The organism is Bradyrhizobium sp. FW305-F6, from assembly GCF_058782905.1.
Window position 1 is genome coordinate 234,192 of sequence record NZ_JBYSYD010000002.1, and the last position, 25,328, is coordinate 259,519.

The 25,328-nt window shown below is 64.3% G+C and carries 23 protein-coding genes and 1 pseudogene; 10 read left to right on the forward strand and 14 right to left on the reverse strand.

Annotated features, from left to right (window positions below; all coding sequences use genetic code 11):
• Positions 1-162: 162 nt before the first annotated feature.
• Positions 163-939, forward strand: a complete 777-nt coding sequence (locus tag AC3WLX_RS12315) for a cyclase family protein (protein ID WP_492336129.1) — start codon at positions 163-165, stop codon at positions 937-939.
• Between the two features lie 10 nt (positions 940-949).
• Here AC3WLX_RS12315 and AC3WLX_RS12320 read toward each other — a convergent pair whose 3' ends face one another.
• The 3 genes from AC3WLX_RS12320 to AC3WLX_RS12330 all read right to left on the reverse strand — a co-directional run bounded on the left by AC3WLX_RS12320 (position 950) and on the right by AC3WLX_RS12330 (position 2,864).
• Positions 950-1,678 carry a Crp/Fnr family transcriptional regulator gene (locus AC3WLX_RS12320; RefSeq protein ID WP_492336130.1) on the reverse strand — a complete coding sequence of 243 codons (729 nt, stop codon included), beginning with the start codon at positions 1,676-1,678 and terminating at the stop codon, positions 950-952.
• 262 nt (positions 1,679-1,940) lie between these two features.
• Positions 1,941-2,069: a hypothetical protein gene (locus AC3WLX_RS12325; RefSeq protein WP_492336131.1), complete on the reverse strand. Its 129-nt coding sequence runs from the start codon at positions 2,067-2,069 to the stop codon at positions 1,941-1,943.
• Positions 2,070-2,162: 93 nt separating this feature from the next.
• Entirely contained in the window at positions 2,163-2,864 is a 702-nt protein-coding gene (locus AC3WLX_RS12330; RefSeq protein ID WP_291628394.1) for a helix-turn-helix domain-containing protein, read from the reverse strand.
• A gap of 150 nt (positions 2,865-3,014) precedes the next feature.
• On the opposite strand from AC3WLX_RS12330, the gene AC3WLX_RS12335 reads away from it, so the two are divergent.
• Positions 3,015-3,332 carry a c-type cytochrome gene (locus tag AC3WLX_RS12335; protein WP_492336132.1) on the forward strand — a complete coding sequence of 106 codons (318 nt, stop codon included), beginning with the start codon at positions 3,015-3,017 and terminating at the stop codon, positions 3,330-3,332.
• Positions 3,333-3,338: 6 nt separating this feature from the next.
• On the opposite strand, the gene AC3WLX_RS12340 is transcribed toward AC3WLX_RS12335, so the two are convergent.
• Genes AC3WLX_RS12340 through AC3WLX_RS12350 form a run of 3 tightly spaced genes read right to left on the reverse strand, consistent with a single transcriptional unit; the run spans position 3,339 to position 6,352 of the window.
• Positions 3,339-4,442, reverse strand: a complete 1,104-nt coding sequence (locus AC3WLX_RS12340) for an ABC-type transport auxiliary lipoprotein family protein (RefSeq protein WP_492336133.1) — start codon at positions 4,440-4,442, stop codon at positions 3,339-3,341.
• A gap of 3 nt (positions 4,443-4,445) precedes the next feature.
• Positions 4,446-5,213 carry an ABC transporter ATP-binding protein gene (locus AC3WLX_RS12345; RefSeq protein WP_492336134.1) on the reverse strand — a complete coding sequence of 256 codons (768 nt, stop codon included), beginning with the start codon at positions 5,211-5,213 and terminating at the stop codon, positions 4,446-4,448.
• A gap of 2 nt (positions 5,214-5,215) precedes the next feature.
• The gene (locus AC3WLX_RS12350; RefSeq protein ID WP_492336135.1) at positions 5,216-6,352 is read right to left on the reverse strand and encodes an MlaE family lipid ABC transporter permease subunit; all 1,137 of its coding nucleotides are present in this window, start codon (positions 6,350-6,352) and stop codon (positions 5,216-5,218) included.
• Between the two features lie 174 nt (positions 6,353-6,526).
• Here AC3WLX_RS12350 and AC3WLX_RS12355 point away from each other — a divergent pair, with 174 nt between their 5' ends.
• Entirely contained in the window at positions 6,527-6,802 is a 276-nt protein-coding gene (locus AC3WLX_RS12355) for a hypothetical protein (protein WP_291628387.1), read from the forward strand.
• Positions 6,803-7,291, forward strand: coding sequence for a phage holin family protein (locus AC3WLX_RS12360; protein ID WP_291628386.1), 489 nt, complete (start codon positions 6,803-6,805; stop codon positions 7,289-7,291).
• A 9-nt stretch (positions 7,292-7,300) separates the two neighbouring features.
• On the opposite strand, the gene AC3WLX_RS12365 is transcribed toward AC3WLX_RS12360, so the two are convergent.
• Positions 7,301-9,994 carry a bifunctional acetate--CoA ligase family protein/GNAT family N-acetyltransferase gene (locus AC3WLX_RS12365; RefSeq protein WP_492336136.1) on the reverse strand — a complete coding sequence of 898 codons (2,694 nt, stop codon included), beginning with the start codon at positions 9,992-9,994 and terminating at the stop codon, positions 7,301-7,303.
• Between the two features lie 44 nt (positions 9,995-10,038).
• A pseudogene (locus AC3WLX_RS12370) lies at positions 10,039-10,266 on the reverse strand (adenine nucleotide alpha hydrolase family protein); the annotation flags it as partial.
• A 274-nt stretch (positions 10,267-10,540) separates the two neighbouring features.
• Here AC3WLX_RS12370 and AC3WLX_RS12375 point away from each other — a divergent pair.
• From AC3WLX_RS12375 to AC3WLX_RS12385, 3 genes are read left to right on the forward strand one after another with little or no spacing between them, the layout of a single operon-like run.
• Entirely contained in the window at positions 10,541-11,524 is a 984-nt protein-coding gene (locus AC3WLX_RS12375; RefSeq protein WP_492336137.1) for a zinc-dependent alcohol dehydrogenase family protein, read from the forward strand.
• A 23-nt stretch (positions 11,525-11,547) separates the two neighbouring features.
• Positions 11,548-13,086, forward strand: a complete 1,539-nt coding sequence (locus AC3WLX_RS12380; RefSeq protein WP_492337273.1) for a bifunctional aminoglycoside phosphotransferase/ATP-binding protein — start codon at positions 11,548-11,550, stop codon at positions 13,084-13,086.
• 35 nt (positions 13,087-13,121) lie between these two features.
• The gene (locus AC3WLX_RS12385; RefSeq protein WP_492336138.1) at positions 13,122-14,090 is read left to right on the forward strand and encodes a CHAD domain-containing protein; all 969 of its coding nucleotides are present in this window, start codon (positions 13,122-13,124) and stop codon (positions 14,088-14,090) included.
• On the opposite strand, the gene AC3WLX_RS12390 is transcribed toward AC3WLX_RS12385, so the two are convergent.
• Entirely contained in the window at positions 14,087-15,937 is a 1,851-nt protein-coding gene (locus tag AC3WLX_RS12390) for a PHA/PHB synthase family protein (protein ID WP_492336139.1), read from the reverse strand. The two genes, AC3WLX_RS12385 and AC3WLX_RS12390, sit on opposite strands and share 4 nt — an antisense overlap.
• 204 nt (positions 15,938-16,141) lie before the next feature.
• Between AC3WLX_RS12390 and AC3WLX_RS12395 the strand changes: the two genes are divergently transcribed.
• Positions 16,142-16,870 (forward strand): CBS domain-containing protein, encoded by a 729-nt coding sequence (locus AC3WLX_RS12395; RefSeq protein WP_492336140.1) that lies wholly within the window; start codon positions 16,142-16,144, stop codon positions 16,868-16,870.
• Between the two features lie 40 nt (positions 16,871-16,910).
• On the opposite strand, the gene AC3WLX_RS12400 is transcribed toward AC3WLX_RS12395, so the two are convergent.
• The 3 genes from AC3WLX_RS12400 to AC3WLX_RS12410 form a co-directional block, all read right to left on the reverse strand.
• The gene (locus AC3WLX_RS12400) at positions 16,911-17,369 is read right to left on the reverse strand and encodes a RidA family protein (RefSeq protein ID WP_492336141.1); all 459 of its coding nucleotides are present in this window, start codon (positions 17,367-17,369) and stop codon (positions 16,911-16,913) included.
• 21 nt (positions 17,370-17,390) lie between these two features.
• On the reverse strand, positions 17,391-19,082 hold the full coding sequence (locus tag AC3WLX_RS12405; RefSeq protein ID WP_492336142.1) for a benzoate-CoA ligase family protein: 1,692 nt from the start codon (positions 19,080-19,082) through the stop codon (positions 17,391-17,393).
• 139 nt (positions 19,083-19,221) lie between these two features.
• Positions 19,222-19,713, reverse strand: coding sequence for a MarR family winged helix-turn-helix transcriptional regulator (locus tag AC3WLX_RS12410; RefSeq protein WP_100232950.1), 492 nt, complete (start codon positions 19,711-19,713; stop codon positions 19,222-19,224).
• A 277-nt stretch (positions 19,714-19,990) separates the two neighbouring features.
• Here AC3WLX_RS12410 and AC3WLX_RS12415 point away from each other — a divergent pair, with 277 nt between their 5' ends.
• Both AC3WLX_RS12415 and AC3WLX_RS12420 read left to right on the forward strand, forming a co-directional pair.
• The gene (locus tag AC3WLX_RS12415; RefSeq protein ID WP_492336143.1) at positions 19,991-21,166 is read left to right on the forward strand and encodes an ABC transporter substrate-binding protein; all 1,176 of its coding nucleotides are present in this window, start codon (positions 19,991-19,993) and stop codon (positions 21,164-21,166) included.
• 29 nt (positions 21,167-21,195) lie between these two features.
• Positions 21,196-21,654 (forward strand): cupin domain-containing protein, encoded by a 459-nt coding sequence (locus tag AC3WLX_RS12420; RefSeq protein ID WP_492336144.1) that lies wholly within the window; start codon positions 21,196-21,198, stop codon positions 21,652-21,654.
• 9 nt (positions 21,655-21,663) lie between these two features.
• On the opposite strand, the gene AC3WLX_RS12425 is transcribed toward AC3WLX_RS12420, so the two are convergent.
• Complete coding sequence (locus AC3WLX_RS12425) at positions 21,664-22,914, reverse strand: flavin-dependent oxidoreductase (protein WP_291618196.1); 1,251 nt, start codon at positions 22,912-22,914, stop codon at positions 21,664-21,666.
• A 51-nt stretch (positions 22,915-22,965) separates the two neighbouring features.
• Positions 22,966-25,317 carry a bifunctional salicylyl-CoA 5-hydroxylase/oxidoreductase gene (locus tag AC3WLX_RS12430; protein WP_492336145.1) on the reverse strand — a complete coding sequence of 784 codons (2,352 nt, stop codon included), beginning with the start codon at positions 25,315-25,317 and terminating at the stop codon, positions 22,966-22,968.
• Positions 25,318-25,328: the final 11 nt, after the last annotated feature.

Genomic DNA, 25,328 nt, shown 5'->3' on the forward strand with positions numbered 1-25,328 from the left:
AGAGGCGTCGCAGCCACAGCGACGATGCGAGCTGATCGGCATCGATCTATGCAGGAGTTGCATCGATCGATCTGACGCACCATGAAGACGACGTGACTTGACGCCGCCGATGACGGCCCCGCAAGATGCCGGAAACGCCGGAACCAGGTCGAGGGAATGCCTATGCCGCGCAAGCTGATCGATATTTCGGTGCCGCTCAGGAACGATGTGACGGCCGATCCGCCAGGCAATCACCCGACCATCCAGTATATCGATCATCAGCAGGGCCTGCCGCGCATGCTGCAGTTCTTCGACGGCCTGAAGGCGGAAGACCTTCCGGACGGCCAGGGCTGGGCCGTCGAGCAGGTCTCATTGTCCACCCACAACGGCACCCATCTCGATGCGCCCTGGCACTTCCATCCGACCATGAACCGCGGCGAGCGGTCGTGGACGATCGACGAGGTGCCGCTGGACTGGTGCTTCCAGCCCGGCGTGAAGCTCGACTTCCGGCACCTGCCCGACGGCTACGTGGCGAGCGCCGCCGACGTCGAGAACGAGTTGAATCGCATTGGACACACGCTGTCGCCGCTGGAGATCGTGGTCGTCAACACCAGCGCCGGCGCAAAGTTCGGCATGACCGATTACGTCAGCTCCGGCTGCGGCATGGGCTACGAAGCCACCATGTACCTGCTCGAACGCGGCGTGCGGCTGACCGGCACCGACGGCTGGAGCTGGGACGCGCCGTTCGTCTACACGGCCAGAAAATACGCCGAAACGAGAGATGCCGGCCTGATCTGGGAGGGGCACAAGGCGGGACGGCACATCGGCTATTGCCATCTCGAAAAGCTGCACAATCTCGATCGGCTGCCTTCGACCGGGTTCACGGTCTCGTGCTTCCCGGTCAAGATCGAACGTGCCTCCGCAGGCTGGACCCGGGCGGTCGCCATCATCGACGATTAGGTCAGGGGCGTCACTCGCCGTCGAGGCCGCTCTCGGCGAGGTCGCGCAGCGCATCCGTGTTCAGCACGACGATGGCGCCGTGCTCGAGGCGAACCCAGTTGCGGCCGGCCCAGGCGCGCAATTGCTTGTTGATGCTCTCGCGCGTCATCCCGACCATCTCGCTGATCTCCTGCTGCGTGATGGCAAGCGTTCCGCTGCCGGAATCGAGCTTGCGTTCTTCGGTGAGACCGAGCAGCGCGCTGGCCAACCGGCCCGGCAAATTCTGGAGGATCACCTGCTCGACCTGCTGACTGGTCCAGCGCAGGCGGGCGCAGAGCAGCTCGATGAATTTCATCGCGAGCGCCGGCTGGCTCTTCACGAAAGGCAGGAAGTCCCGGCGATCGATGACGTAGAGCTCGCAATTGGTGTTGGCCGTCGCATCCGCCGACCTGGGCGCGCCGTCGAGCACTGCGATCTCGCCAAAAATCTCCCCCGGGCCGATCAGATTGAGGATGGCATTCCGCCCGTCGGGCGACGAGGACGAGATCTTCACCGTCCCCGCGACGACCGCAAACAGGCTGTTGCCGGGATCGCCTTTGGCGGCGATCGTCGCGCCGCGCTTCACGGTGGTGTGCTTGGCATAGCGGCAGAGCTGATCGAGCGCCTCCGGCTCCAGATCCGCGAAGATCGGGTGCTTGCGCAGGACCGATAGTTTGTTGCCCGCCGACTGTCGGGCGTCTCCGGTCTTGTCCTGAGGCACGCCGCGGGGCTCCCAAGGCTACGAGGCACTGAGAGTCCCTGCCTAGTCAACGTTACCAGGCTTTTCAACCGGAAAGCACGATCGCGATTTGAGACAAATGCCAACAAAGCGGCCGCCAGCGCGCATCCGAAGGATGCGCCAATACACTAACATTGACGCAGAGTTGCAGATTGCGTAAGCCGCACTTGCGTTGAGATGCTGGCAAGCACTAACGCTGGACCGCGCAACGCGGGCCACGTAAGCCGGCTAAATCCTGCGATCTTCAGCTCTTGGAATTGGAATCGAGCCGGCCCGAACTCGTTTGCCGGTCTGCCCAGGCCAGAACACCGGCAAACACGACGAAGATCGCCACGACGGCAACAGTCACCAGCAACGCATCAGCAGGCATCATGCTCCTCCCAGATTTGTTTGCGGCATTATTTTACGGGGCATGACCGGCGTCATTGATCGGGATCAAATCGCCGAGAGCGTTGTGGACGGGACGTCAGGCTGCCGCCATGGCCTCGACGCGAGCCGGATCGAGCAGGCTGATGCCGCCGTGAATGATCTCGATCACACCCAAGCGCTCCAGCTTGGTGAAGGTGCGGCTGACGGTTTCGATGGTCAGGCCGAGATAGTCGGCAATGTCCTGACGGCTCATTGGAAGCGCTATCGTGTCTGACAGCCCCTTGAGCGCCGCAAGCCGCTCACGCCAGCCGAGCAGGAAAGTCGCGACCTTCTCGTCGGCCGAGCGCCGGCCGAGCAGGACCATATGGTCGCGAGCCTGGCTCAACTCGCGAATGGCGAGCTCGTTGATCCGCCTGAGCAGCTGCGGCCGGTCTTCGATGAAACGACTGAAGGGCGTCTTTGCGAATTGACACACGGTGACGACGCCGATCGCATCGGCGGAAAAATTGTGCCGGCCGGACAGATTCATCCCCAGAAAGTCGCCGGGCAAGGCAAAGCCGACGATCTGCCGCCGTCCGTCGGGCAGCAGCTTGTACAACCGCATGACGCCTTCGAGGACGTTGTAGAACGAGGTCGTGATGTCCTCCTCGGAAAACACGGTCGCGCCCGACTCGAAATGGACGCGACGGCCGAGATGCTCGAACTGCCTGAGCTCGACCGCATCCAGCGACGAGCAGACCGCCGCACCGCGCACGGCACAATCGTCGCAAAAATGCCCGTTCGGCTCAATCGTGACCATCCACTGCTCCTCGCGCGGCCGCTCCCGACATGAGGCCGAGCCCAGCGCCGCTGCATTTTACTGCACCGTGGCGCAGCCGATTGACTCAGATCAAATTTGAGTGGCATCCCCGTCTTATTCTGCCCCCACGGTTCGACGGGATCACCTTCCATGCTGCAAAGCGCTCTGCGTCACGGCCTGATCGGGCTGGTTCTGACTACGCCGGCGCTGGCGGCCCCTACGGCCGAGCAACGCGGCAAGGCCTTCGCCCAAGCCAATTGCGCACGCTGTCACGCCATCGACCGCGTCTCCAAAAGTCGGCTCGAGGCCGCGCCTCCGTTGCGCACCCTGCATCGGCGCTATGCCATCGACAGCCTCGGTGAGGCGCTCGCCGAGGGGATCTACACCGGTCATGCCGAGATGCCCGCCTTCGAGCTCGGCCCCGAGCAGATCCATGACCTGCTGTCCTACCTGAAGACGCTGGAATAGAAGGCCTCACACCGCCTGCACGGTCCAACCGATCAGCTCCTTCGCGAGGCGCGCGAAGGCGGCGTCGAAGGCAGCAACTGAAGCGACAGGCTCGAGCTTTTCGAGCTTCTCGCTGGTCTCGAGGAGGCGCGAGGCGACCACCTTGCCGCTCTTGTCGACGATGCGCGCCGACAGGGCGATCTCGGCCCGGGTGTCCCCTTCCGTCGCAATCCGGAAGCGCCGGATGTCGATCAGAAGCTGGTAGTCGGCCTGGCCGAGATCGTTCGTGCGCAGCGGGGCGTGGGCGATGTCAAAGTTCTCGAAGCCGTCGATCAGGCGCGCCTGCACCAGTTTCGGAATGCTGTCGGCCCAGAGGAAATCGGCAAAGCCCGGCCGGTCTCCGGCTGGCGCGAACAGCATGCGCTGGGTCTGCAGCATTGCGACGGCGGTCGGCTCAGGGATGGCCAGCGACGCCGACAGCGTCTTGCCGGCCGGCCCGAGATTGTCCGGCGTGCGCAGGTCGTAGGTGACCTTCTGCGCAGGCGCGCCGCCGCCGGTCATCTTCTCCAGGCCCGCCAGGATGCCGTCGATCTTGCCGGTGTTGCGCGCAAGCCCGTCGGAGAAGGTCTTGAAATTGGCCATGGTGTCCTTCAGCGGGCCGGAATTGTCCTGAAGCACCGTATCGACCCGCCGCAGCGCATCGCGCGCTGCCTGCGTCATGCTCTGGCCGGCGCCGGCCTCGGCGATCAGGATCGGGAGCTCGCCGGATTTGGCGACGATCACGCCGCCCTCCAACGTCACCACGGGCACGCCGGTGAGGCCCTGGAATTCGAGGCCGACCTTGGTGTCGGCCCGGACCGGTGTCGTCGTGGCAACCGAGATCGTCGCATTGACGAAGCGCGGATTATCAGGCGCAAGGCCGAGCTGGGTCACCTCTCCGACCCGAATGCCGTTGAACAGCACGCCCGCGCCGACGAGGAGACCGGGCACGGGACCCTGGAATTGCACGTGGTAGTTCGTGCGCGGCCCGATGCCGCCGGTGTTGTTCAGCCAATAGACGAATCCGAACACGGCGAGGATCGCGGCCAGCACGAAAGCGCCGATCAGCACGTAGGGAGCGCGTGTTTCCATCTTTCATCTCATCTCGTGTTGCAGCATCTGCGAGCGCTTGCCGTGGAAGTAGGCGCGCACCCAGGGATGCTCGGATTGCAGCAATTCGCGCATCGGTCCGATCGCCACGATCTTGCCGTCGGCGAGCGCGGCGACGCGGTCGCAGACGGTGGTCAGGCTCGCAAGATCGTGGGTCACCATGAAGACGGTGAGCCCCAGGGTCTTCTGCAGCGTCTTGATCAGCGCGTCGAACTCGCCGGCGGCGATCGGATCGAGGCCCGAGGTCGGCTCGTCCAGGAACAGGATCGGGGGATCGAGCGCGAGCGCGCGCGCCAGCGCCACGCGCTTGGTCATGCCGCCGGACAGCTCCGCCGGATATTTGTCGGCGTCTTCGGCGCGCAGGCCGACCATCTCGAGCTTGGCGATCGCGATCTCGTCCATCAGCTCCTGCGACAGCACGAGATTCTCGCGCAGCGGAAACTGGACGTTCTGGCGCACCGTCAGCGAGGAGAACAGCGCGCCCTGCTGAAACAGGATGCCCCATGCCATGGCTGCGCCCCGGCCGTGGCCGCCGGCGGGCTGCCCCATCACCTCGATGGTCCCGCTCCGGCGCGGGATCAGGCCGATGATGGTCCGCATCAAGACCGATTTGCCGCCGCCGGACGCACCCACCAGGCCGAGAATCTCGCCGCGACGAACATCGAGCGAGAGATGGTCCAGTACGGTCTGGCGGCCGAAGCCGACCACGAGGTCGCAGACGCGGATCGCGAACTCGTCTTGCGGTCCGTCCATCGTCACATTCCGATCGATGCGAAGAAGATCGCGAACAGGCCATCGAGCACGATCACCAGGAAAATCGACTTCACGACCGACGTCGTGGTCTGCCGCCCCAGCGACTCCGCGCTGCCCTTGACGCGCAATCCTTCGCTGCAGGCCACGATCCCGATCACCAGCGCCATGAACGGCGCCTTCAGGATGCCGACCTCGAAATGGGTGACGGAAATGGCCTCGTGCAGCCGCGCGATGTAGATTGCCGGGCCCATGTCGCCATAGAACTGCGCGACGAGACCGCCGCCATAGAGCGCGGCGATCGAGCCGATGAAGGTGAGGATCGGCAGCGCGATGACCAGAGCGGCAACGCGCGGCAGGATCAGGACGTCGACCGGATCAAGTCCCATGGTCGAGAGCGCGTCGATCTCCTCGCGCATCTTCATCGAACCGAGCTCGGCAGTGTAGGCGCTTCCCGACCGTCCCGCGACCATGATGGCGACGATCAGCACGCCAAGCTCACGCAATATCAGGATGCCGACCATGTCGACGGTGTAGGACTCCGCGCCGAACCTGCGGAAATGGAAAAAGCCCTGCTGCGCGATGATGGCCCCGATCAGGAAGGTGATCAGCGTGACGATGGGAATCGCCTGCCAGCCGATGCGGTAGAGCTGATACACCAGCGAGGTCAGCCGCAGCGAACGCGGCCGGCGCAGCACGCCGATGACGGCCATGAACAAGGCGCCGAGCATTTGAAGGAAGATCGTGACATCCTCCCGCGCCCCGACCGTGGACTTGCCGAGATCGCCCAGCCGCGCCAGAACCGGATTGGGCGCGGCCGCCGGAGCTGGCGTGCGGCGGTTGACCTGACGCACCTCGTCCATCAGCCCGCTGAAATGATCGGCGACGCCGACGAATTCGGCCGACCTGCCCGACGCCGACGCCCTGCGCGACAACTTCTCCAGAACCCAGGCGCCGAGGGTATCCAGCGCGCTGACACCCGACATGTCCAGCGTTACGGCACGCGAGCGATCGACGTCTGCCCCGACCGACCGGGACAAGGTCTCGAGAGCGACCACGTTCGCGGCGGTCCAGCGCCCTTCAGGGCGCAATCTCAGCACGTCGCCGGACGGCGTCGCGCGTAGCAGCGGTTCGTGGTTCACGTCTTCCACCTCGTCGGGACAATTGGTCCCCATTCAGCCGGTATTTCTAGGCCAGCATGTGGCGGCCGGCTTGACCTGTCTCAAGACCCCCGGCGCGATGCCTTTGACGCAAATCAAGCGTGATCGTGGGCCCGGGACTTAGGCTGGTCCCAATTCAACCAGGGCACCGGATCCATGTTAAACACCAACAGGGTAAGCGAAGAGCTGCGGGCGCTGAAGGTCGACGTCGCGCGCTTGTTGAGCACCGCCGGCGAAGAGATGTTCGAGAGTTCGAAAGATCGCGCCGAGGCGCTCGCAGATCAGATCAGAGCCGCGCTCGCCGAACTCGGCGAGACCGTCGAACAGGAGCAGGAGCAGCTCCAGGGCCTGGTTGCGGACCGTCCGATCACGTCGCTCGCCTCCGCCTTCGCGCTGGGCGTGGTCGTCGGTTTCATGTTGAGGAGACACTAGGTGAATACCGAGAACGTCGTTAAACATCTGCGCGTGCTGTGGCGCACCGACAGGATCATCGCCGATATCAGGCTGCGCCATTTGCTGATCGGCCTCGGCCTGCGCGCCTTCGCGGCGCTGATCGCAGCGTTCGGGCTCCTGATGCTGGAGCTGTCGGCCTATTTCGCGCTGGTGCAGATCTGGAGCGCTATCGCCGCGGCTGCCATCCTCGGCGCCGTCAATTTCGCCATCGCGGCCGCACTCTTCCTGATCGCCGGCCGCGCTCCGTCGGGGCGCGACATCGAGCTCGCCAACGAAATTCATGACACATCGATCGAAGCGCTCCAGCTCGAGGCACGTGCGCTCCAGGCCCAGGTGTCAGGCGCGGTGCATCATCCACTCAGCACGATCATGCCGATGCTGGTGCCGCTGATCGCAATCATCATCAAGAACTTGCGCGGAACGACAAAGACGGCCGCCGATGCAGATTCGGCCGCGGCGCGCTCATAACCGTCGCGCTCAGAGCTTCAGCCTGACATCGCAGATATCGGGCTCGGCCGGGTCCGGCTTCACCTCGAAGCCGAGTTGGCGGCACATCTCGAGCATCACGATGTTCTCCTGGAGCACGTCACCCGAGATGGTCTTCAATCCTTCCGACCGCGCGTAGTCGATGATCAATTGCATGAGGGCCCAGCCGAGCCCCCTGCCCTTGAGATCGGACCGCAGCAGGATCGCGTATTCGCCGCTCTCGTAGATCGAGTCGGAATGGAGCCGGACGACGCCGACCATTTCGCCGGTGGACTCGTCGAATGCGATGAAGGCCATCGCGCGCGCATAGTCGAGCTGGGTCAGGCGTGCGATGAACTCGTGGGTGAATTCCTTCATCGGCGCGAAGAAGCGCAGGCGAAGGTCGTGTGCCGTGACGTGACGCAGGAACTCGTGGATGGTTGGCTCGTCCTCGGGGCGCATGGGCCGCACGAAGATGCGCCAGTCCTCCTTGAGCTTGAGGCGGCGCTCCCATTGCGACGGATAGGCGCGAACGGCGAAATTCGACGGTCCGGAGCCGGCGAACTTCCGCTGCGGCGGCCCGACGGCCACGCGAGCGTCGACCGCGGTCACGCCGGTTTCGTCCGCCAGCAGCGGATTGATGTCGAATTCACGGATCTCGGGAATGTCTGCCGCCATCTGCGCCAGCTTGACCAGCACCATGGCGACGGCGTCCTGCTTGACCGCCGGCACGTCGCGATAGGCCTTTAGCAGCCGCGACACGCGCGTGCGGTCGATCAGGTCGCGGGCCAGTTGCAGATCGAGCGGCGGCAGCGCGAGCGCCTTGTCGTTGATGATCTCCACCGCAGTGCCGCCCCGGCCGAACACCACGACGGTGCCGAAGGTCGGATCGTCGGCCAGACCCAGGATCAGCTCGCGCGCCTTTGCCTTGACGACCATCGCCTGCACGATGACGCCGCCGATGCGCGCCTCAGGCCGCAGCTTCTTCGCACGCGCCATGATGCCCGTGGCCGCGCCTCGCACGGCTTCGGGGGTGGTCAGATTGAGGACGACGCCGCCAACATCGGATTTATGGGTGATGTCCCGCGACATGATCTTCAGTACGACGGTGCCGCCCTGCGCGAAAATGTCCTTTGCATAGGTTACCGCCTGCTCGACATCGGTTGCCGCATAGGTCGGCACCATCGCGATGTCGTAAGCTTCAAGCAGCTGTTTGATCTCGACAGGTTCGAGCCACTGGCGACCATCTGCGATCGCTGCGGTGACGATCTCTCTCGCCGCCTGGGCATCCGGAACGAAACTGTCTGGCATCGCGGGAGGCACCTGGCTCAGCTCCTCCACCACTTCGCGATGCCGGACCAGGTGCATGAAGCCACGCACGGCATCGTCCTCGGTCGGGTAGTTCGGCACGCCGGCATTGGATAGCGCCTGAATGATGTGCTGATCGGCGCCGACCCACGCCGCCAGCACGGGCTTCGCCCATCCGCGGTGCTGCTCGCGATACTTGCCGACGAGGTCCGTCAATGTCGCCGCGATCTCGGCGGCCGATGCGATCGCGGTTTGCACGTTGAGGACGAGGACTGCGTCGTTGTCGCGATCGGCCAGCAGTTCCGCCAGCGCCGCCGCATAGCGCGCAGCGTCGGCATCGCCGACGATGTCGACGGGATTTGCACCGGACCAGGTCGGCGGCAGCGCCGCATCGAGCTTCTTGTGCGTGTCAGTCGAGATGGTTGCCGGAATTCCACCGAGTTCGACCAATCGATCGACGGCGAGAACGCCGATGCCGCCACCATTGGTCAGGATGGCCAGACGCTTTCCGGCCGGCGATTCGACGCGGCCGAGCGTCTCGGCGCAATCGAACAGTTCGCGCAGATCGGACACCCGCAGCACACCCGCCCGGCGGAATGCCGCGTCATAGACGGCGTCGGCACCGGCGAGCGCGCCGGTATGCGTGGCAGCGGCCTTGGCCCCCTGGGCCATGCGGCCGGACTTCACCACCACGACGGGTTTCACGCGCGCCGCAGCACGCGCCGCCGACATGAACTTCCGCGCGTCCTTGATGGCCTCGATGTAGAGCAGGATCGCGCGCGTCTTGTGATCCATCGCGAAATGGTCGAGCAGATCGGCAATGTCCACGTCGATCTGGTCGCCAATCGAGACGATACCGGAGAAGCCGACGCCGCGTTGCGCGGCCCAATCCACCATGCCGGCGGCGATGGCGCCCGATTGCGAGATCAGCGCAAGGTTCCCCGCCCCGGGCATGTGCGCGGCGAAACTGGCGTTCAAGCTGGCGCCCGGCATCATGATGCCGAGGCAGTTCGGCCCGATCAGTCGCATGCCGTGCCGTCGGCCAGCAGCGCTCGTGGCCTCGTGCAGCGAACCAGGTCCCTGGCCGAGCCCGGCCGAGACGATCAGCGCACCCGCAGACCCTCGACGCCCGGCCTGCTCGACAATCCCAGGAATTTCGCCGGCGGGGGCGGTGATGACCACGAGCTCGGGCACGAAGTCGAGCCTGTCCAGGCTCTTCACCGCTGCGAAGCCACAGATCTCGGCATGGCGCGGATTGACGAGGCCAAACCGCCCCTTGAATTCGGCCTTGCGGATGTTCTCCAGGACCGCGCGTCCCACGGATGCCGGACGCGCGCTCGCGCCGACGAGCGCGACTGAGCGCGGCGACAGCAGGTTGTTCAAGCGATAAGTTGACATGAAGGAGAATACGCCGCGTCGACCGCGGTTCCGATGGTTGACGGTCAGATGGAAGAAGAAGCCTGGTTCGAGATGATAACCCAGCACGGTGGCTGGCCAATGACGGTCTTTGTCACACCGCCCCAGGCGATCTCGTTCAGGCGCGAATGACGGTAGGCATCCATCACAACTGCCTAGATGCCATGGGAATTCGCCCAGCTTCCCAATGCCTTGCCGATCGAGCTACGGCGTCGATCGGTGGTTTCGAACGCGGTACGGACGCCGTGTTCCCTGCGGGTCTTGTCCTCCGTCGCATCAGCACACAGACCAAGGCGGCCAGGATCGACCCGTGCTGTCGGCCGACAAGAGGCGGAAAGGCATCCCTGATGGGCATCGGATTCTCCTTGTCGCTACAGTAGGCCGGCAATCGCCGACGCCCTTGATCCGCGTCAAGCCAGGGAAAACTCCGGGCGGCGACCCGGGATCGGCGTTGACGGACGTCAAGGGATTGGCCGCCCGTTCAATCTATGAATAATTCTGTCGGAGCGGCTCGACCCGGAGAAACTCATGCGTGCGATGGTTTTGCCCGGCCCGCGGGCAAGGCTCCAGATGCAGGAGCGGCCTGACCCGATGCCGGGCGAGGGTCAGATCCGGGTCAAGATCAGCGCATGCGGTGTATGCCGAACCGATCTTCATCTCGTCGATGCCGAGCTCCCTGACATTCGCTACCCCATCGTGCCCGGCCACGAGATCGTCGGCCGGGTCGATCTGGTGGGGCCGGACGTGACGACCCATGTGCCTGGCGACCGGGTCGGCATTCCCTGGCTCGGCTTCACTTGCGGGACGTGTCGCTTCTGCCGCGAAGGCATGGAAAACCTCTGTGACGCGCCGCTGTTCACCGGCTATACGCGCGACGGCGGCTATGCAACGGACACCATCGCCGACGCACGCTATGCTTTTCCACTCGGCGAGGCCGGCAGCGACGTCGAGATTGCCCCTCTGCTGTGCGCGGGCTTGATCGGCTGGCGCTCTCTGGTTCTGGCCGGCTCCGCCGACAGGCTCGGCCTCTACGGGTTCGGCGCGGCCGGCCACATCATAGCGCAGGTCGCGGTCTGGCAGGGGCGAGCCGTCCATGCTTTCACCCGACGCGGCGACATCGCTGCACAGGACCTTGCACGTCGTCTTGGCGCCGTCTGGGCGGGGTCCTCCGACGAAGTGCCCGATGAGCCGCTGGACGCCGCCATCATCTACGCACCCGCCGGAGAGCTGGTCCCGGCGGCGTTGCGAGCCGTCCGCAAGGGCGGTCGCGTCGTTTGCGCCGGCATCCACATGAGCGACATTCCAAGCTTTCCGTATGAGTTGCTGTGGCAGGAACGGCAGTTGGTATCGGTCGCCAACCTGACGCGGCAGGATGGCGTCGATTTTCTCAAGGTCGCGCCGCAGGCCGGGGTGCGAACGGAGACGACCGCGTTTCCGCTCGATCGGGCCAACGAGGTCCTAAGCATGCTGCGGAGCGGCCAGATTCTCGGCGCGGCCGTGCTGACGCCCTGATGGTGCTTCCAATGTCCGCTTCGATGAAGGATGAAACAGCGGCTCAGGACCGCATCTTCCAGATGCTGACGGACCATCCGGGCGTGAGGCGGATCGACACGCATGGCGCCTCGGTATTCCTGGACGCAAAGCGCGCGCTGAAGATCAAACGCGCCGTGCGGTTTCCGTTCCTCGATTATTCGACCCTCGAAAAGCGAAAGGCGGCCTGCGAGGAGGAAATCAGGATCAACCGGCCGCTGGCGCCGCAGATCTATCGCCGCGTCGTCGCGATCACGGAAGAGCCGGATGGATCGGTGAAGGTCGACGGCGCTGGCCGGCCGATCGAGTACGCGGTCGACATGTCGCGCTTCGACGAAAACAGGACGCTGGATCATCTGGCCGAGACCGGCCCCCTTGACGCGAAACTCGCCTCGGCTGCCGCCGATGCAATCGCGGCTTCGCACGCGGCGGCGACACGCGCCGACGGAAAAGCATGGGTCTCTTCCATCCCGACCCTGATCGACGGCAACCTTGACGGCCTGCGGGCCGGCGGACATTTCGACGCGCAAGGGATCGAGAAGCTCGGCCAGGCTTCTCACGCGGCCTATCTGCGTATTCGTCCCCTGCTCCTGGAGCGTGGCCGCCAGGGCTTCGTGCGCCGCTGTCATGGCGATCTGCATCTCGCTAACATCGTTGTGCTCGATGACCGGCCCGTGCTCTTCGATGCGATCGAGTTCGACGCGCAGATGGCAACGGTCGACGTGCTCTACGATCTCGCATTCGCGCTCATGGACCTGCTGCAGCACCATCAGCCGGGCGCAGCGAACATGGTCCTCAATCGCTATCTCGCCGCGACGCCGACCGAAAATCTCGATGCGCTCTCGGCCTTGCCGCTGTTCATGTCGATCCGGGCGGCGATCCGCGCACAGGTGACGCTGGCACGGCTGCAACGGCCGCATTCGGGGAAACCCGGCATTCTCGACCAGACACGGCGCTATTTCGAGCTCGCGGGGACGCTGATCCGCCCACCTGCTCCGCGTCTGATCGCCGTCGGCGGTCTGTCCGGCACTGGAAAGACTGTCATGGCGCAGGGGCTCGCGCCGGACGTCGCGCCGCAGCCGGGCGCCGTCGTGCTGCGCAGCGATCTCGTCCGCAAGCAGATGTTCGCCGTCGAGGACACGCACCGCCTGCCGCCCTCCGCCTACACGCCAGAGGTCACGGCCCGGGTCTACGACACGCTGGCGCAACGCGCCCAGCGGGTGCTGGCGCAAGGCCATTCGGTGATCGTCGACGGCGTATTCGCCCGCGAGGACGAGCGCGATGTGATCGCGGCACTGGCGCGCGAGTGCAACGTGGCATTGAACGGTCTTTTCCTGGTGGCGGACCTCGCGACCCGACAGTCACGGATCGGGCGCCGCCGGGGAGACGCATCGGACGCCACGCCGGAGGTTGCCGCGCTGCAAGAGCACTATAATATCGGCCATGTCGGCTGGGCGACCATCGATGCATCCGGAACACAAGAGCAGACGCTCCAGAATTGCCGGAATGCCATCGCGGCGGGGGAAACAAGGCAATCAGATTGATGCGGGCAAGGAAGTCGCGACCCGGCACGAGCTCGATGCCGACCACGCGTGTCAAGCGGGCGGCGCCTGCCAAGCCGGCGGCGCGGCGCAACACGCTGCCCGCCCGCCTGAGCCCCGGCATGGCTTGCGACACGGCGTTCCGGATCATCGCGCGCCGGCACCTGGACGCCGTGATCGCTCAGCACGACGGCACCTGCCGCGGCGATCCTGATGCCCTGCATCAGATCCGGATCGCACTGACGCATCTACGGACTTCCATCCGCTTCTTCTCGCCGATGGTCGACGATACAGAGCGGCCGAATGTCTGGGCCGAACTGAAATGGTTGAACGGTCAGCTCGGCATGGTGCGCGATCTCGACGTCGCCATCGAGCGGGTCGTCGCCGAGAGTGGCGAGGAACTCGCCGTGGTTGCCGAGCTCCAGCACTGGAACGAGAAACGGGCGGAGAGCCACCGGCTGCTGGCGCGTGCGCTGCGATCTGCACGATACCGCCGTCTGGTCGAACAGACCTCGACATGGATCGAAAGCGGCCCCTGGTCGACCCGGCGCAGCAAGGAAACCATCCGGTTGCGCCGTCGCACGCTTGCCGACCACGCAACGGAGCGGCTGGCCGAGTGGGAGACGACGCTGCTCGAGAAGGCCCGCAAGCTGAAGAAGCTCGGTGTCGAGAAACGTCACAAGCTGCGGCTTCTCAACAAGCGGATGACCTATTCGATCGAGTCACTTTCGGACCTGTTCGCCGATGGGGCGGCGGCGAAGCAGAAGTCCGTCCTCAAACACTTGCGCAAGGCGCAGCGATCCCTCGGGCAATTGAACGACGATGCACGAGGACAGGCGCTGGCAGCGTCGTTGGACGGCGCCGGCCTCGATGCCGGCCGCCGCTTCCTCGACCGCAAGCGGGAGAAGAAGCTGTTGCGGACCGCTGCAAGGGCCTACCAGAAGCTGGACAAGGCCAAGCCTTTCCGCTCGTCAGACCTCGCGCCGCGGTCCGAGCCGGAGGTCTAGGTGTGGACGTAGTCACCCGGCGCATCCGGCAGGCCAAGGGTGTTTCCAATTCCGATCGGCGGCGGTTCACACGGGGTGCCCGAGCGCGCCGCCAGCCAATTGGTCCATTCCGGCCACCAAGAGCCTTCAACGCGCGGCGCCAGCTTGAGCCAATCGTCCGCACCGACATAGGGCGCATCGGCGGTCTTGGTCAGCACCTGATAGAAGTGCCCGGGCTCCCCTGGAGGCGCGACCACGCCGGCATTGTGGCCGCCGCTGGTCAACAGGAACGTCACATCGGCATCGACCTGATAGTGGATCTTGTAGACGGATCGCCATGGCGCAACATGATCGGCGAGCGTGCCGACCACGAACATCGGCGTGTGAATGTCGGAAAGTGAGACGCTCTTGCCATCGACGCGATAGCGGCCTTCGGCCAGATCGTCGTCGAGAAACAGCTTTCGCAGATATTCCGAGTGCATCCGATAGGGCAGCCGCGTGGCGTCGGCGTTCCAGGCCATCAGGTCGCTCGGCGGCGCGCTCTCGCCCATCAGATAGTCATGCGACAGCCGAGACCAGATCAGTTCGTTGGAGCGCAGCAGCTGGAAGGCGCCGGCCATCTGCGTCGTATCGAGATAGCCGCGCTGCCACATCATGTCTTCGAGAAAGCTCACCTGGCTCTCGTTGATGAAGAGCGTCAGCTCTCCGGCTTCGGTGAAGTCGGTCTGGGCCGCCAGCAGCGTGACAGTGCCGAGACGGTTGTCGCCGTCGCGCTCCATCGCGGCGGCGGCGATCGACAGCAATGTGCCGCCGAGACAATAGCCGAGCGCATGGGTCTTGCGGCCCGGCATGACCAAGCCGATCAAGTCCAGCGCCGCCATGACGCCGAGCTTGCGGTAGTCGTCGAAGGCGAGGTCCCGATCCCTCGCATCCGGGTTGCGCCAGGAAATCGCGAACACGGTGAAGCCTTGGCCGGTCAAATATTTGACCAGCGAGTTATGCGGGGACAGATCGAGGATGTAATACTTCATGATCCAGGCCGGCACGATCAGGATCGGCTCGGGCCGCACCTGCGCGGTGGTCGGATGATACTGGATCAGCTCGATCAGCTCATTGCGATAGACGACCTTGCCGGGTGAAATGGCCACCGTCTTGCCGACCACGAACTGCCCGTCGTCCGTCAGCTTCGCGTTGGAGAGCAGGCGCAAAAGATCGCTGCACCAGTTCTGCCAGCCGAAAACGAAATTCTCCCCGCCGCTCTGGAATGCCTTCTCCAGCACCTTCGGGTTGGTCACCGCAAAATTCGACGGCGCCAGCATGTCCAATACCTGGCGCATCGAGAATTCGACGATCGCCTCGTTTGCGGGGGACGCGCCGCGCACTCCTGTCGCAGCATCGCGCCACCAGTGCTCGACGAGCAGAAATGCCTGCGCGAGCAGATTGAAGGATGGGGTTTCCCATTGCGGTCCGCTGAAGCGGCGGTCCCGCTGCTGCGGCGCAATCACAGACCACGGCCTTTGCACCGGCGAGAATGCGTGCGCAGCAGCTTCAACGAGCCGGCCGGTGTCGCGAACGACTTTACGGCAAATCTCCACCTGGCGCTGCGGCGCAGCGGCGAGATGCGAACTCCAATCGAGCCAGGCGAGCGACAAAGCCAGCGGCGAAATCCCGCCCGTGAACCGCGCCAGCATCGCGTGAAGGGCGCGGTCGAGGGGATATGGCTCTGGTGCCGGCGAAGGGTCGCTGCCGGAAGGCGCACCTGCACCTTTTTCGGTGCTCACCAGCACCTGGGGACCTGCGGCGGAACTTGCAGGGAGGACCTGCACCGCCGGCTCTTCGGCTCGCGGAAAAATTTGCACGACGCTCATGACTCATATTCCTGCGGGCTCGATCTACGTCGGCAACAGGATATGGCGAGCCTCCCAATTCGTCTTGAGCTGCATCAAATGCGCAGCCGTCACAAACGCTCAATCGGAACGAACATGTTCACCGATTGACCTGAGTCAAACCGCACCTTGGTACCCGGGCTAGGTTTCGAGCATCGAAATTCCAAAAAGCCAGCGGAGTCGTCCATGCGCGCCCACCAGATCATGACCCGGTCGGTCATCTCGGTCACCCCCGATACCAGCATCGTCGAAGCGGCCAATATCATGCTGAAGCGGCACGTCAGCGGGCTCACCGTGGTCGACGATACCGGCAAGCTGATCGGCGTCGTTTCGGAAGGGGATTTCATCCGGCGCAGCGAGATCGGCACCGGGCGCAAGCGCGGGCGCTGGCTGCGGTTTATCCTCGGTCCCGGCAAATCCGCCAGCGACTTCGTTCACGAGCACGGCCGCAAAGTCTCGGAAGTGATGACCGACTCGCCCGTAACCATCACGGAGGACACCGCGCTCGCGGAGATCGTCGAGCTCATGGAGCGAAACAACGTGAAGCGGCTGCCGGTGGTGCGCGGCGACAAGGTCGTCGGAATCGTATCCCGCGCCAATCTGTTGCAGGCGGTGGCGGGGCTAGCCCGCGACGTGGCGGATCCGACCGCCGATGACGACCACATTCGCAATCGCATCATCGATACCATGGAGAAGACCGACTGGTGCCCGTTCGGGCTGAACGTCATCGTGCGCGACGGGATCGTCCATCTCAGCGGCGTCATCACCGAAGACCGCGCACGGCAGGCCGCGGTCGTCGCAGCGGAGAACGTCGAAGGCGTCAAGAAGGTGCACGACCATCTCTGCTGGGTCGACACTGTGTCCGGCGTCTATCTCAACTCCCCTGAGGACGATGAACTCGCCAAAGCGAGCTAATCAGCGCAAGCTGACCAAGGCGAGCCGCTCGCGGCGGAACTCAGCGAGCAATGACGGCGGTGGCTTCGATCTCGACGCGCGCCGCCTTCTCCACAAGGCGGACGACCTGAACCAGGGCCATGGCGGGATAGTGCGCGCCGAAGACGTCACGATAGACCCTGCCCAGCTCTTTCAGATTGGCCAGATACTCGTCCATGTCGACGACATACCAGGTCAGCCGCACGAGGTGCTCGGGCCGGGCGCCCGCCTCGGCCAGGATTGCGGCGATGTTCTCAAGGGTCCGACGCACCTGCGCGACGAAGCCGTCCGCAAGCCGCTCTTCAGCGTCCCAGCCAATCACCCCGCCGGTGACGACGATGCGTCCCTCGGCAGCCATGCCGTTGGCATAGCCCTTCGGCACCGGCCATCCTGACGGCTGGAGGGTCTGCGCCTTGATACGCATCCCGTCCTCGGCTGCTGTCGGCAGCACCGCGAGTTGCGGGCCTTTCGGCGTGGTCACGGACAAATCTCTATCCTTCCCTCATTCCGCCGCGACGCCGGATGACGTCGCCGCGGCTTCCGCCAACTGCCGCAGGGCAAAGCGCTTCAGCTTCCCGGTCTCGGTCTTCGGCAACTGCGTTACGAACTCGATTGCGCGCGGATATTTGTACGGCGCGATCTCGCGCTTGACATGCTCCTGCAACTCAGCCGCGAGCTGAGCGTCCGCCGTCACGCCGGGCGCGGCGATGACATAGGCCTTGACGATCATGCCGCGTGCCTCGTCGGGAGCGCCGACCACACCGCACTCAGCAACCGCCGGATGCGTGAGCAGCGCCACTTCGACGTCTGTCCCTGCGATGTTGTAACCAGCCGACACGATCATGTCGTCGGAACGTGACTGATACCAGAAGTAGCCGTCGCTATCCATCAGGTAGGTGTCGCCGGTGATGTTCCAGCCGTTCTGGACGTATTTCCGCTGCCGCTCGTCGGCGAGGTAGCGGCAGCCGGTCGGCCCGCGCACGGCGAGACGGCCCATCGTTCCGGGAGGCACGTCGCGCCCCTCGTCGTCGACAATCTTGGCCTCATAGCCCGGCACCGGCTTGCCGGTGGCGCCGGGGCGGATCTCGTCCTCGGTCGCACTGATGAAGATGTGCAGCATCTCGGTCGAACCGATGCCATCCATCAGCTTGATGCCGGTCGCCTTCAGCCACGCATCGAATGTCGGCTTGGGCAGTGTTTCGCCCGCGGAGACGCATTTGCGAAGCGAGGAGATGTCGCGGCCCGGAAGCTTGCCGATCATGGCGCGGTATGCGGTCGGAGCGGTGAAGCAGACCGTGGTCTTGTACTGCTCGATCGCATTCAGAATGTCGTCCGGCGTCGTCTTCTCCAGCACGACGAAGGAAGCACCGATATGCATCGGAAACAGCACGCCGCCGAAACCGAAGGTGAAAGCGAGCGGGGCCGAGCCGATGAAGCGATCGGTCTGCTCGGCACGAAGGATGTTGCGCGCGTAGCCATCGCACACCGCGAGCATGTCGCGGTGAAAATGCATGGTCCCCTTGGGATCGCCGGTCGTGCCGGACGTGAATGCGATCAGGCAGATATCGTCGGCGGCGGTATCGACGGCCTCGAAGTCGGGGCTTGCATCGGCGATCAGCGCCTCCAGCGAGCCTGCCGCGCCGTTGCCCCAATAGACCACCCGCTTGAGACCAGGCGCCGCGGCTTTCGCCTTCTCCATCTCTTCGGAGAGCTTTCCGTCGCACAGCGCCAGCGCGATCTCGGCCTTCTGGATCGGATAGGACAGCTCCTTGGCGCGCAGCAGCGGCATCGTTGCCACGCAGATTCCGCCGGCCTTGATCACCGCGAGATAGGTCGCGACCATCATCGGATTGTTGGCCGAGCGCAGCAGCACGCGCCCGCCGGTGACGAGGCCCAACTTGCCGACCAGCACATTGGCGATGCGGTTCACCAGCGCCTGCAGCTCGCGATAGGTGTAGCTGGCGGCGGGGCTGATGGCGCAAGGGGCGTCGCCATGGCCCTGCTCCACCCAGCGGTCGAGGAAGTAGCTGACGCAGTTCAGTCGCGGAGGATATCGCAATTCGGGCCGCGTGAACATGAACTCGGGCCAGAGCTCGCGCGGCGGCAGATGTTGCCGCGCGAATGTGTCGACATGAGCCGTCTCGGCATTGCCGTCATCCGAGCCCGGCACTTGCATCTTGGCGGCGTTGGCCATCGCACGCTCCTTTCAGCATGGATTGCACCCGGCAGCACGATCTGGAAACATTTTAGGTTTAAAACAATTTGGCGCAATAGCGGATTTTGGGCAGCCCGTGCTTTTTCCTGCGGCAAAAGGGATTGAGCCGGCCTTGCGCTTACGGCCGGCGCCGCGCGGCCGATTTCTGCGCCGAGGCCTTGGTCTTGGCCAAGAGGCGCATCAGCTCACGCACGTCCTTCGGCGAGAGGTCGGCGAAGAGATCGGCAATCCAGGTCTCATGTTCCGCAGCCATCCTGCGGAACTCGGCGCGCCCGAGCTTGGTGAGGCGGATCACCTGGACGCGACGGTCCGTCTCCGAGGTCCGCCGATCGAGATGACCCGAGTCTACAAGGCGCTCGACAAGCCCGGTCACATTGCCGTTCGACACCATCATGCGCTTGGAAACATCAGACAGCGTCATGCCGTCGGGCGCCTTGTCGAGCTGCGCCATCAGATCGAAACGGGGCAGCGTGACGTCGAAGCGCTGCCGCAGCCGGCCGCGAACCTCGCCCTCGATCAGGGTCGTGCAGGTCAAAAGCCGCAGCCACAGCCGAAGCTCTTCGGCGTGATCCTCCGGGGTCTCGACGGCCTTGGTCTCGGAATCGAGCATCTTATGCAATCATGGACGGCAGGCATTGGCGCCGGCGCGGATTCCCCCAACGTTTTGAGCTTCAAATAAATCGGGGCCGGCTGCAAGTCCAAAGCGCAACAATCGACCGCATGTCCCATTCCTTTAGGCTTCAAATAATTGGCGCGCCGCTTGCATGCAGAGGTGCCTGCGGGATGTTGCGCCTGGCGCTCGGCTTGCCGCGGCGGCCATCATCGGCATAAGCTCGAACTGAAATACGTGGCTTGCAGCGCGAGCCAATCGTCACGAGGGACAGATCATGAAGACGCAAATGACCTTGGCTGCAGCCGCAATGCTGCTGGGTACCGTGGTGACCCCTGCGCTCGCCCAGGACAAAATCAAGCTGGGCGTGATCGTGACCCTGTCGGGACCGGCCGCAGCGTTGGGGCAACAGGTTCGCGACGGTTTCGCGCTCGCGGTGAAGGATCTCGGCAGCAAGATGGGCGGCCGCGAGGTCGAGGTCGTCGTGGTCGACGACGAACTGAAGCCGGACGCGGCGGTCACCAAGGTCAAGGGACTTCTCGAGCGTGAGAAGGTCGATTTCGTGATCGGTCCGATCTTCTCGAACATCCTGCAGGCGATCCACCGCCCCATCACGGAATCGAAGACCTTCCTGATCAGCCCGAATGCGGGTCCGTCGACCTTCGCCGGCAAGGACTGCAACCCGTTCTTCTATGTGACCTCGTACCAGAACGATCAGGTTCACGAGATCCTCGGCAAGGTCGCGCAGGATCGCGGCTACAAGCGCATGTACCTGATGGTGCCGAACTATCAGGCCGGCAAGGATTCGGTTGCGGGCTTCAAGCTCGACTACAAGGGCGAGATCGTCGAGGAAACCTACATGCCGTTGAACACGCTGGACTTCCAACCGGAGCTGTCCAAGATCGCCTCGCAGAAGCCCGACGCTCTCTTCACGTTCATGCCGGGCGGCCTCGGCGTCAATCTCGTCAAGCAATACCGGCAGGCCGGGCTCGCCGACAGCATTCCGGTGCTCTCGGCTTTCACGGTCGATGAATCGACCCTGCCAGCGCAGCAGGACGCGGCGGTTGGCATGTTCGGAGGCGCGAACTGGGCGCCCAATCTCGACAATCCCCAGAACAAGAAGTTCGTCGCCGCCTATGAGGCAGCCTACAACGTCGTGCCCGGCACCTACGCCTTTCAGGCCTATGATGCGGCGATGCTGATCGACAGCGCCGTCAAAACCGTGAAGGGTGACCTCTCCAACAAGGACGCAGTCTCCGCCGCTCTGAGGAAGGCCGATTTCATCTCGCTGCGAGGCGCCTTCAAGTTCAACACCAACGGCTACCCGATCCAGGATTTCTACCTGACAAAGGTGGCCAAGCGCCCGGATGGCAAGTTCCAGACCGAGATCGTGCAGAAGGTTTTCGAGAATTACGGCGACCGCTATGCCAAGGATTGCAAGGCGAAGAACTAGGCGGCGTACCGCGTCAAGGGAGGACTGCAATGAAGAGTGAAATCACGGGCATAACCCGGGCCAATGAGGGCATCCAGGGAATCTCCTGGAACATCCTCGGCCAGACCTACGTGCCGAAGAGCTACGCCGAGCACAGCTTCTCCTGGCACGCGACGCTGCCGCCGGGCACGTTCGTGCCGCCGCACATTCATCCCGACCAGGACGAGTATCTCTACATGCTGGAGGGCAAGCTCGATTTCATGCTCGGCGGTTCGGAGGCGCAGGCGAGCGCCGGCGATCTGATCCGGCTCGGCATGGGCGTGCCGCACGGCATCTTCAACAAATCGGAGCAGACCGCAAAGGTGCTGTTCTGGGTCTCGCCGAGCCGCAGGCTGTTCGACCTGTTCTGGGGCCTTCACAACATGAAGGAGCAGAAGCCCGATGACGTGGTGGCGCTGGCCGCCGAGTTCAACATCCACTTCCTGCCGCCACCGCCCGGCGCCGGCTAGCTTCCGATCTCAAGCGCGCACCGCCGCAAGTCCCGGCACTGCGGCGAAGCCGGCCTTGGTGGCATAGCCGCGCACGATGGCTTCGCGCTGGGAATAGCTGAGGACGTTGTCGACATTGTCGAAACCGTCGGGCGCGAGCTGCTCGACCGCGTCGATGACACCTTCAGGGCCGCCGCGCCGATTAGAGCGGACGATCTCGGCCGTCATCGGCAGACGCTTCTTTTCGTATTCGAGCAGCGCCTGACGCGGATGTTCGGCCCGCATCAGCGCGTCCGCAATGCAGCGCGCATCGAGGATCGCCTGCGAGGCGCCGTTGGAGCCGACCGGATACATGGGGTGCGCGGCATCGCCGAGCAGCGTGACTCTCCCTGATGACCAATAGGGCAAGGGATCACGGTCACAGGTCGGATACTCGTAAAATTCGGGCGTCGCCGAAATCAGGCTCTTCACGTCGACAAAAGGCACCGAGAAGCGTGCGACATGCGGCATCAGCTCATCGCGCCGTCCTGGCCGCGACCAGTCTTCTTTCCGTGGCGGGGGCGCATTGCCTTCCCCCACTTTGACCAGCACCGCCCAATTGGTGAGGCGGCTCGCCGGGCTCGATCCTTCCGCGATCGGATAGATCACCACCTTGGCATTGAGGCCGCCGGCCACGATCATGGACTTGCCGGTGAGGAACAGCGGCCAATCGCGGGCGCCGCGCCACAACATCAAGCCGTTCCAGCACGGCGGCCCCTCGTCGGGGAACAGCGTTTCACGGACGCGTGAGTGGATGCCGTCAGCACCGATCAGGATATCGCCGCGCGCGGTGTGGACATGCGCGCCGGCGCGATCGAAGAAGTAGGCGGTGACGCCGCCCTCGTCCTGTGTGAAAGCACCGAGCCGGCATCCGGTGTGGATCGCCTCGCGACCCAGCCGCTCCTCGACGGCGCGATGGATGACGCCCTGAAGCCGGCCGCGATGGATCGAGAATTGCGGCACGTCGTGGCCGGCGTCGATGCCACGGGCTTCGCGCCAGACCTCCTGACCGTGGCGATTGAGATAGTAGAGCTGGTCGGTGCGGATCGCGACGTCGTCGAGCTTCTGCAACAGGCCGAGCCCTGCCAGCTCGCGCATGGCATGCGGCAGCGTGTTGATGCCGACGCCGAGCTCGCGAATGGTATCGGCCTGCTCGAAGATCTCGCAATCCAGGCCGCGCGAACGGAACATCAATGCCGTGGTGAGACCACCGATACCGCCACCGATGATAATCGCCTTCATCGCCCTAACTCCACTCGAAACAAAGGCAATGGGTTAACGTCGCACGGGCGGTCACTCCGCCGCAAGCGGCTTTGTCGCCTCCGCCTTCAGCTCGGCCCGGGTCTTGGGCTTAGCCTTAATTCGCAGCTCCTCCAGATCCTGCCGGTCGCGCACGCTGTTGCGGAAAATCTGGTCTTTCCCGGGCAGATATTGCGGGGGACAGAACGTGTCGTTCGCCCCGTACCACGCCGCCGCCCTCATGGTGAAGGAGGGGTCGACAAGATGGGGACGGCCGAGGGCGACGAGATCGGCCCGGCCGGCTGCCAGGATGGTGTTGGCCTGGTCAGCCGTTGTGATGTTGCCGACGCACATCGTAGCAACGCGCGCCTCGTTGCGAACCTGGTCGGAGAAGGGTGTCTGGAACATGCGCCCGTAGATCGGCTGTGCATCGCGTACGGTCTGGCCGGTCGAGACGTCGACGAGATCGACACCTGCCTCGGCAAAGGCGCGTGAGATGGCGACGGCATCATCGCCGGTGATGCCGCCGTCAGCCCAATCGGTCGCGGAGATGCGCACCGACATCGGCTTGCGCGACGGCCACACCGCGCGCAGCGCTTCGAAAACCTCGAGCGGGAACCGCAGACGGTTTTCGAGCGAGCCGCCATATTCGTCCGTACGGGTATTGGTCAGAGGCGAGATGAAGCTCGCGAGTAGATAACCATGGGCGCAGTGCAATTCGAGCATGTCGAAGCCGCAGCGCTCGCCGCGCTCGGCGGCCGCAACGAAGGCGTGCCTCACTGCAATCATGCCGGCGCGATCGAGTTCGCGCGGGACCTGACTGTCGGGGAAATAGGGCAAGGGCGATGCCGAAACGATATCCCAGCCGCCCTGCTCCAGCGGCCGGTCCATGCCATCCCACATCAGCTTGGTCGCGCCCTTGCGGCCGGCGTGCCCCAGCTGCAGGCAGATCTTTGCAGCCGAGTTACCGTGGACGAAGTCGACGATGCGCCGCCATGTGGCTTCCTGCTCGTCGTTCCAGAGGCCGGCGCAGCCAGGGGTGATCCGGGCCTCCGGGCCGACGCAGGTCATCTCCGTGAAGATCAGGCCTGCGCCACCGATTGCACGCGAGCCGTAGTGCACGAGGTGGAAATCGGTCGGGACGCCTTCCTTCGCCGAATACATGCACATCGGCGACATCACCGCGCGATTGGCGATCTCCATTTCACGCAGGCGAAACGGCTGGAACAGCGGCACCGCCGGCTTCTCCGTATCGACGTCAAAGCCGCTGTCGCGAACCCGTTTGGCAAATGACGTTTCGACTTCGGCCACGAAATCCGGCGCACGGAGCTTCAGATTGTCATACGTGATCGCCTTCGAGCGCGTCATGACGCCGAAGGCGAACTGCACCGGGTCGAAATCCCAGAAACGGTCGACATGCTCGAACCAGACCAGCGAGACGTCGGCGGCATGCTGCGTCTTCTCGACCTCCTCACGGCGGCCGTGCTCGTAGAGATCCAGCGCCGCCTTGACGCCAGGCGCCCTCTCCATCGCCTCGGCGAGCGCAATGGCATCTTCCATCGCGAGCTTGGTGCCGGAGCCGATCGAGAAATGGGCGCTGGCCTTGGCATCGCCGAGCAGGACCATGTTGTCCTTGACCCAGCGCTTGCTCCGGATCATCGGAAAGTTGCGCCACATCGACCGGTTGGTGAGCAGCTTGTGCCCATTGAGGAACCAGCCGAAAATCTCAGCCATCCGCGCAGCGGACTGCGTCTCGTCGAGACCCGTCAGCCCCGCGCGCTCGAACGTTGCAGGGTCTGTCTCGAAGATCCAGGTCGAGTGCCCGGCCTCGTACTGATAGGCATGGGCGATGAACGGCCCCCACTCCGTCTCCTGGAAAATGAACGTGAAAGCATCGAGCGGCCTGGTCGAGCCCATCCAGGCGAACTTGTTGGCGCGGACGTCGACCTCCGGCTGGAAATAATCGACGTATTTCTCGCGGAAGCGGCTGTTGATGCCGTCGGCGAGCAGCACCAGATCGGCATCGGCGAAGCGGGACTCGTCGTCGATATCCACCTCGAAATGCAACGCGACGCCGAGCTCGCGTGCGCGCTGCTGGAGGATCAGGAGCAACTTCTGCCGTGAGCAGCCGCAGAAGCCGTTACCACCGACGCGATGCACCGTGCCACGGAAATGCACGGCGATATCGTCCCAGTAGGCGAACTCCTGCGTGATGCGCCGGTAGCTCGGAAGATCGTGCTTCTCGAAATTGTCCAGCGTCGCGTCCGAGAACACCACGCCGAAGCCGAAAGTGTCGTCGGCCCGGTTGCGCTCATAGACGGTGATGTCGGCGCTCGGGCGCTGCTTCTTGAGCAGGATTGCAGCGTAGAGACCCGCAGGTCCGCCACCGATGATCGCGACTTTCATGGGAGCCTCGC

Coding starts and splice junctions, on each gene's coding strand:
- AC3WLX_RS12315 (WP_492336129.1), top strand. CDS start 163: ATGCCGCGCAAGCTGATCGATATTTCGGTGCCGCTCAGGAACGATGTG.
- AC3WLX_RS12325 (WP_492336131.1), bottom strand. CDS start 2,069: ATGATGCCTGCTGATGCGTTGCTGGTGACTGTTGCCGTCGTGGCGATC.
- AC3WLX_RS12330 (WP_291628394.1), bottom strand. CDS start 2,864: ATGGTCACGATTGAGCCGAACGGGCATTTTTGCGACGATTGTGCCGTG.
- AC3WLX_RS12335 (WP_492336132.1), top strand. CDS start 3,015: ATGCTGCAAAGCGCTCTGCGTCACGGCCTGATCGGGCTGGTTCTGACT.
- AC3WLX_RS12340 (WP_492336133.1), bottom strand. CDS start 4,442: ATGGAAACACGCGCTCCCTACGTGCTGATCGGCGCTTTCGTGCTGGCC.
- AC3WLX_RS12345 (WP_492336134.1), bottom strand. CDS start 5,213: ATGGACGGACCGCAAGACGAGTTCGCGATCCGCGTCTGCGACCTCGTG.
- AC3WLX_RS12355 (WP_291628387.1), top strand. CDS start 6,527: ATGTTAAACACCAACAGGGTAAGCGAAGAGCTGCGGGCGCTGAAGGTC.
- AC3WLX_RS12365 (WP_492336136.1), bottom strand. CDS start 9,994: ATGTCAACTTATCGCTTGAACAACCTGCTGTCGCCGCGCTCAGTCGCG.
- AC3WLX_RS12375 (WP_492336137.1), top strand. CDS start 10,541: ATGCGTGCGATGGTTTTGCCCGGCCCGCGGGCAAGGCTCCAGATGCAG.
- AC3WLX_RS12380 (WP_492337273.1), top strand. CDS start 11,548: ATGAAGGATGAAACAGCGGCTCAGGACCGCATCTTCCAGATGCTGACG.
- AC3WLX_RS12385 (WP_492336138.1), top strand. CDS start 13,122: ATGCCGACCACGCGTGTCAAGCGGGCGGCGCCTGCCAAGCCGGCGGCG.
- AC3WLX_RS12390 (WP_492336139.1), bottom strand. CDS start 15,937: ATGAGCGTCGTGCAAATTTTTCCGCGAGCCGAAGAGCCGGCGGTGCAG.
- AC3WLX_RS12395 (WP_492336140.1), top strand. CDS start 16,142: ATGCGCGCCCACCAGATCATGACCCGGTCGGTCATCTCGGTCACCCCC.
- AC3WLX_RS12405 (WP_492336142.1), bottom strand. CDS start 19,082: ATGGCCAACGCCGCCAAGATGCAAGTGCCGGGCTCGGATGACGGCAAT.
- AC3WLX_RS12410 (WP_100232950.1), bottom strand. CDS start 19,713: ATGCTCGATTCCGAGACCAAGGCCGTCGAGACCCCGGAGGATCACGCC.
- AC3WLX_RS12415 (WP_492336143.1), top strand. CDS start 19,991: ATGAAGACGCAAATGACCTTGGCTGCAGCCGCAATGCTGCTGGGTACC.
- AC3WLX_RS12420 (WP_492336144.1), top strand. CDS start 21,196: ATGAAGAGTGAAATCACGGGCATAACCCGGGCCAATGAGGGCATCCAG.
- AC3WLX_RS12425 (WP_291618196.1), bottom strand. CDS start 22,914: ATGAAGGCGATTATCATCGGTGGCGGTATCGGTGGTCTCACCACGGCA.
- AC3WLX_RS12430 (WP_492336145.1), bottom strand. CDS start 25,317: ATGAAAGTCGCGATCATCGGTGGCGGACCTGCGGGTCTCTACGCTGCA.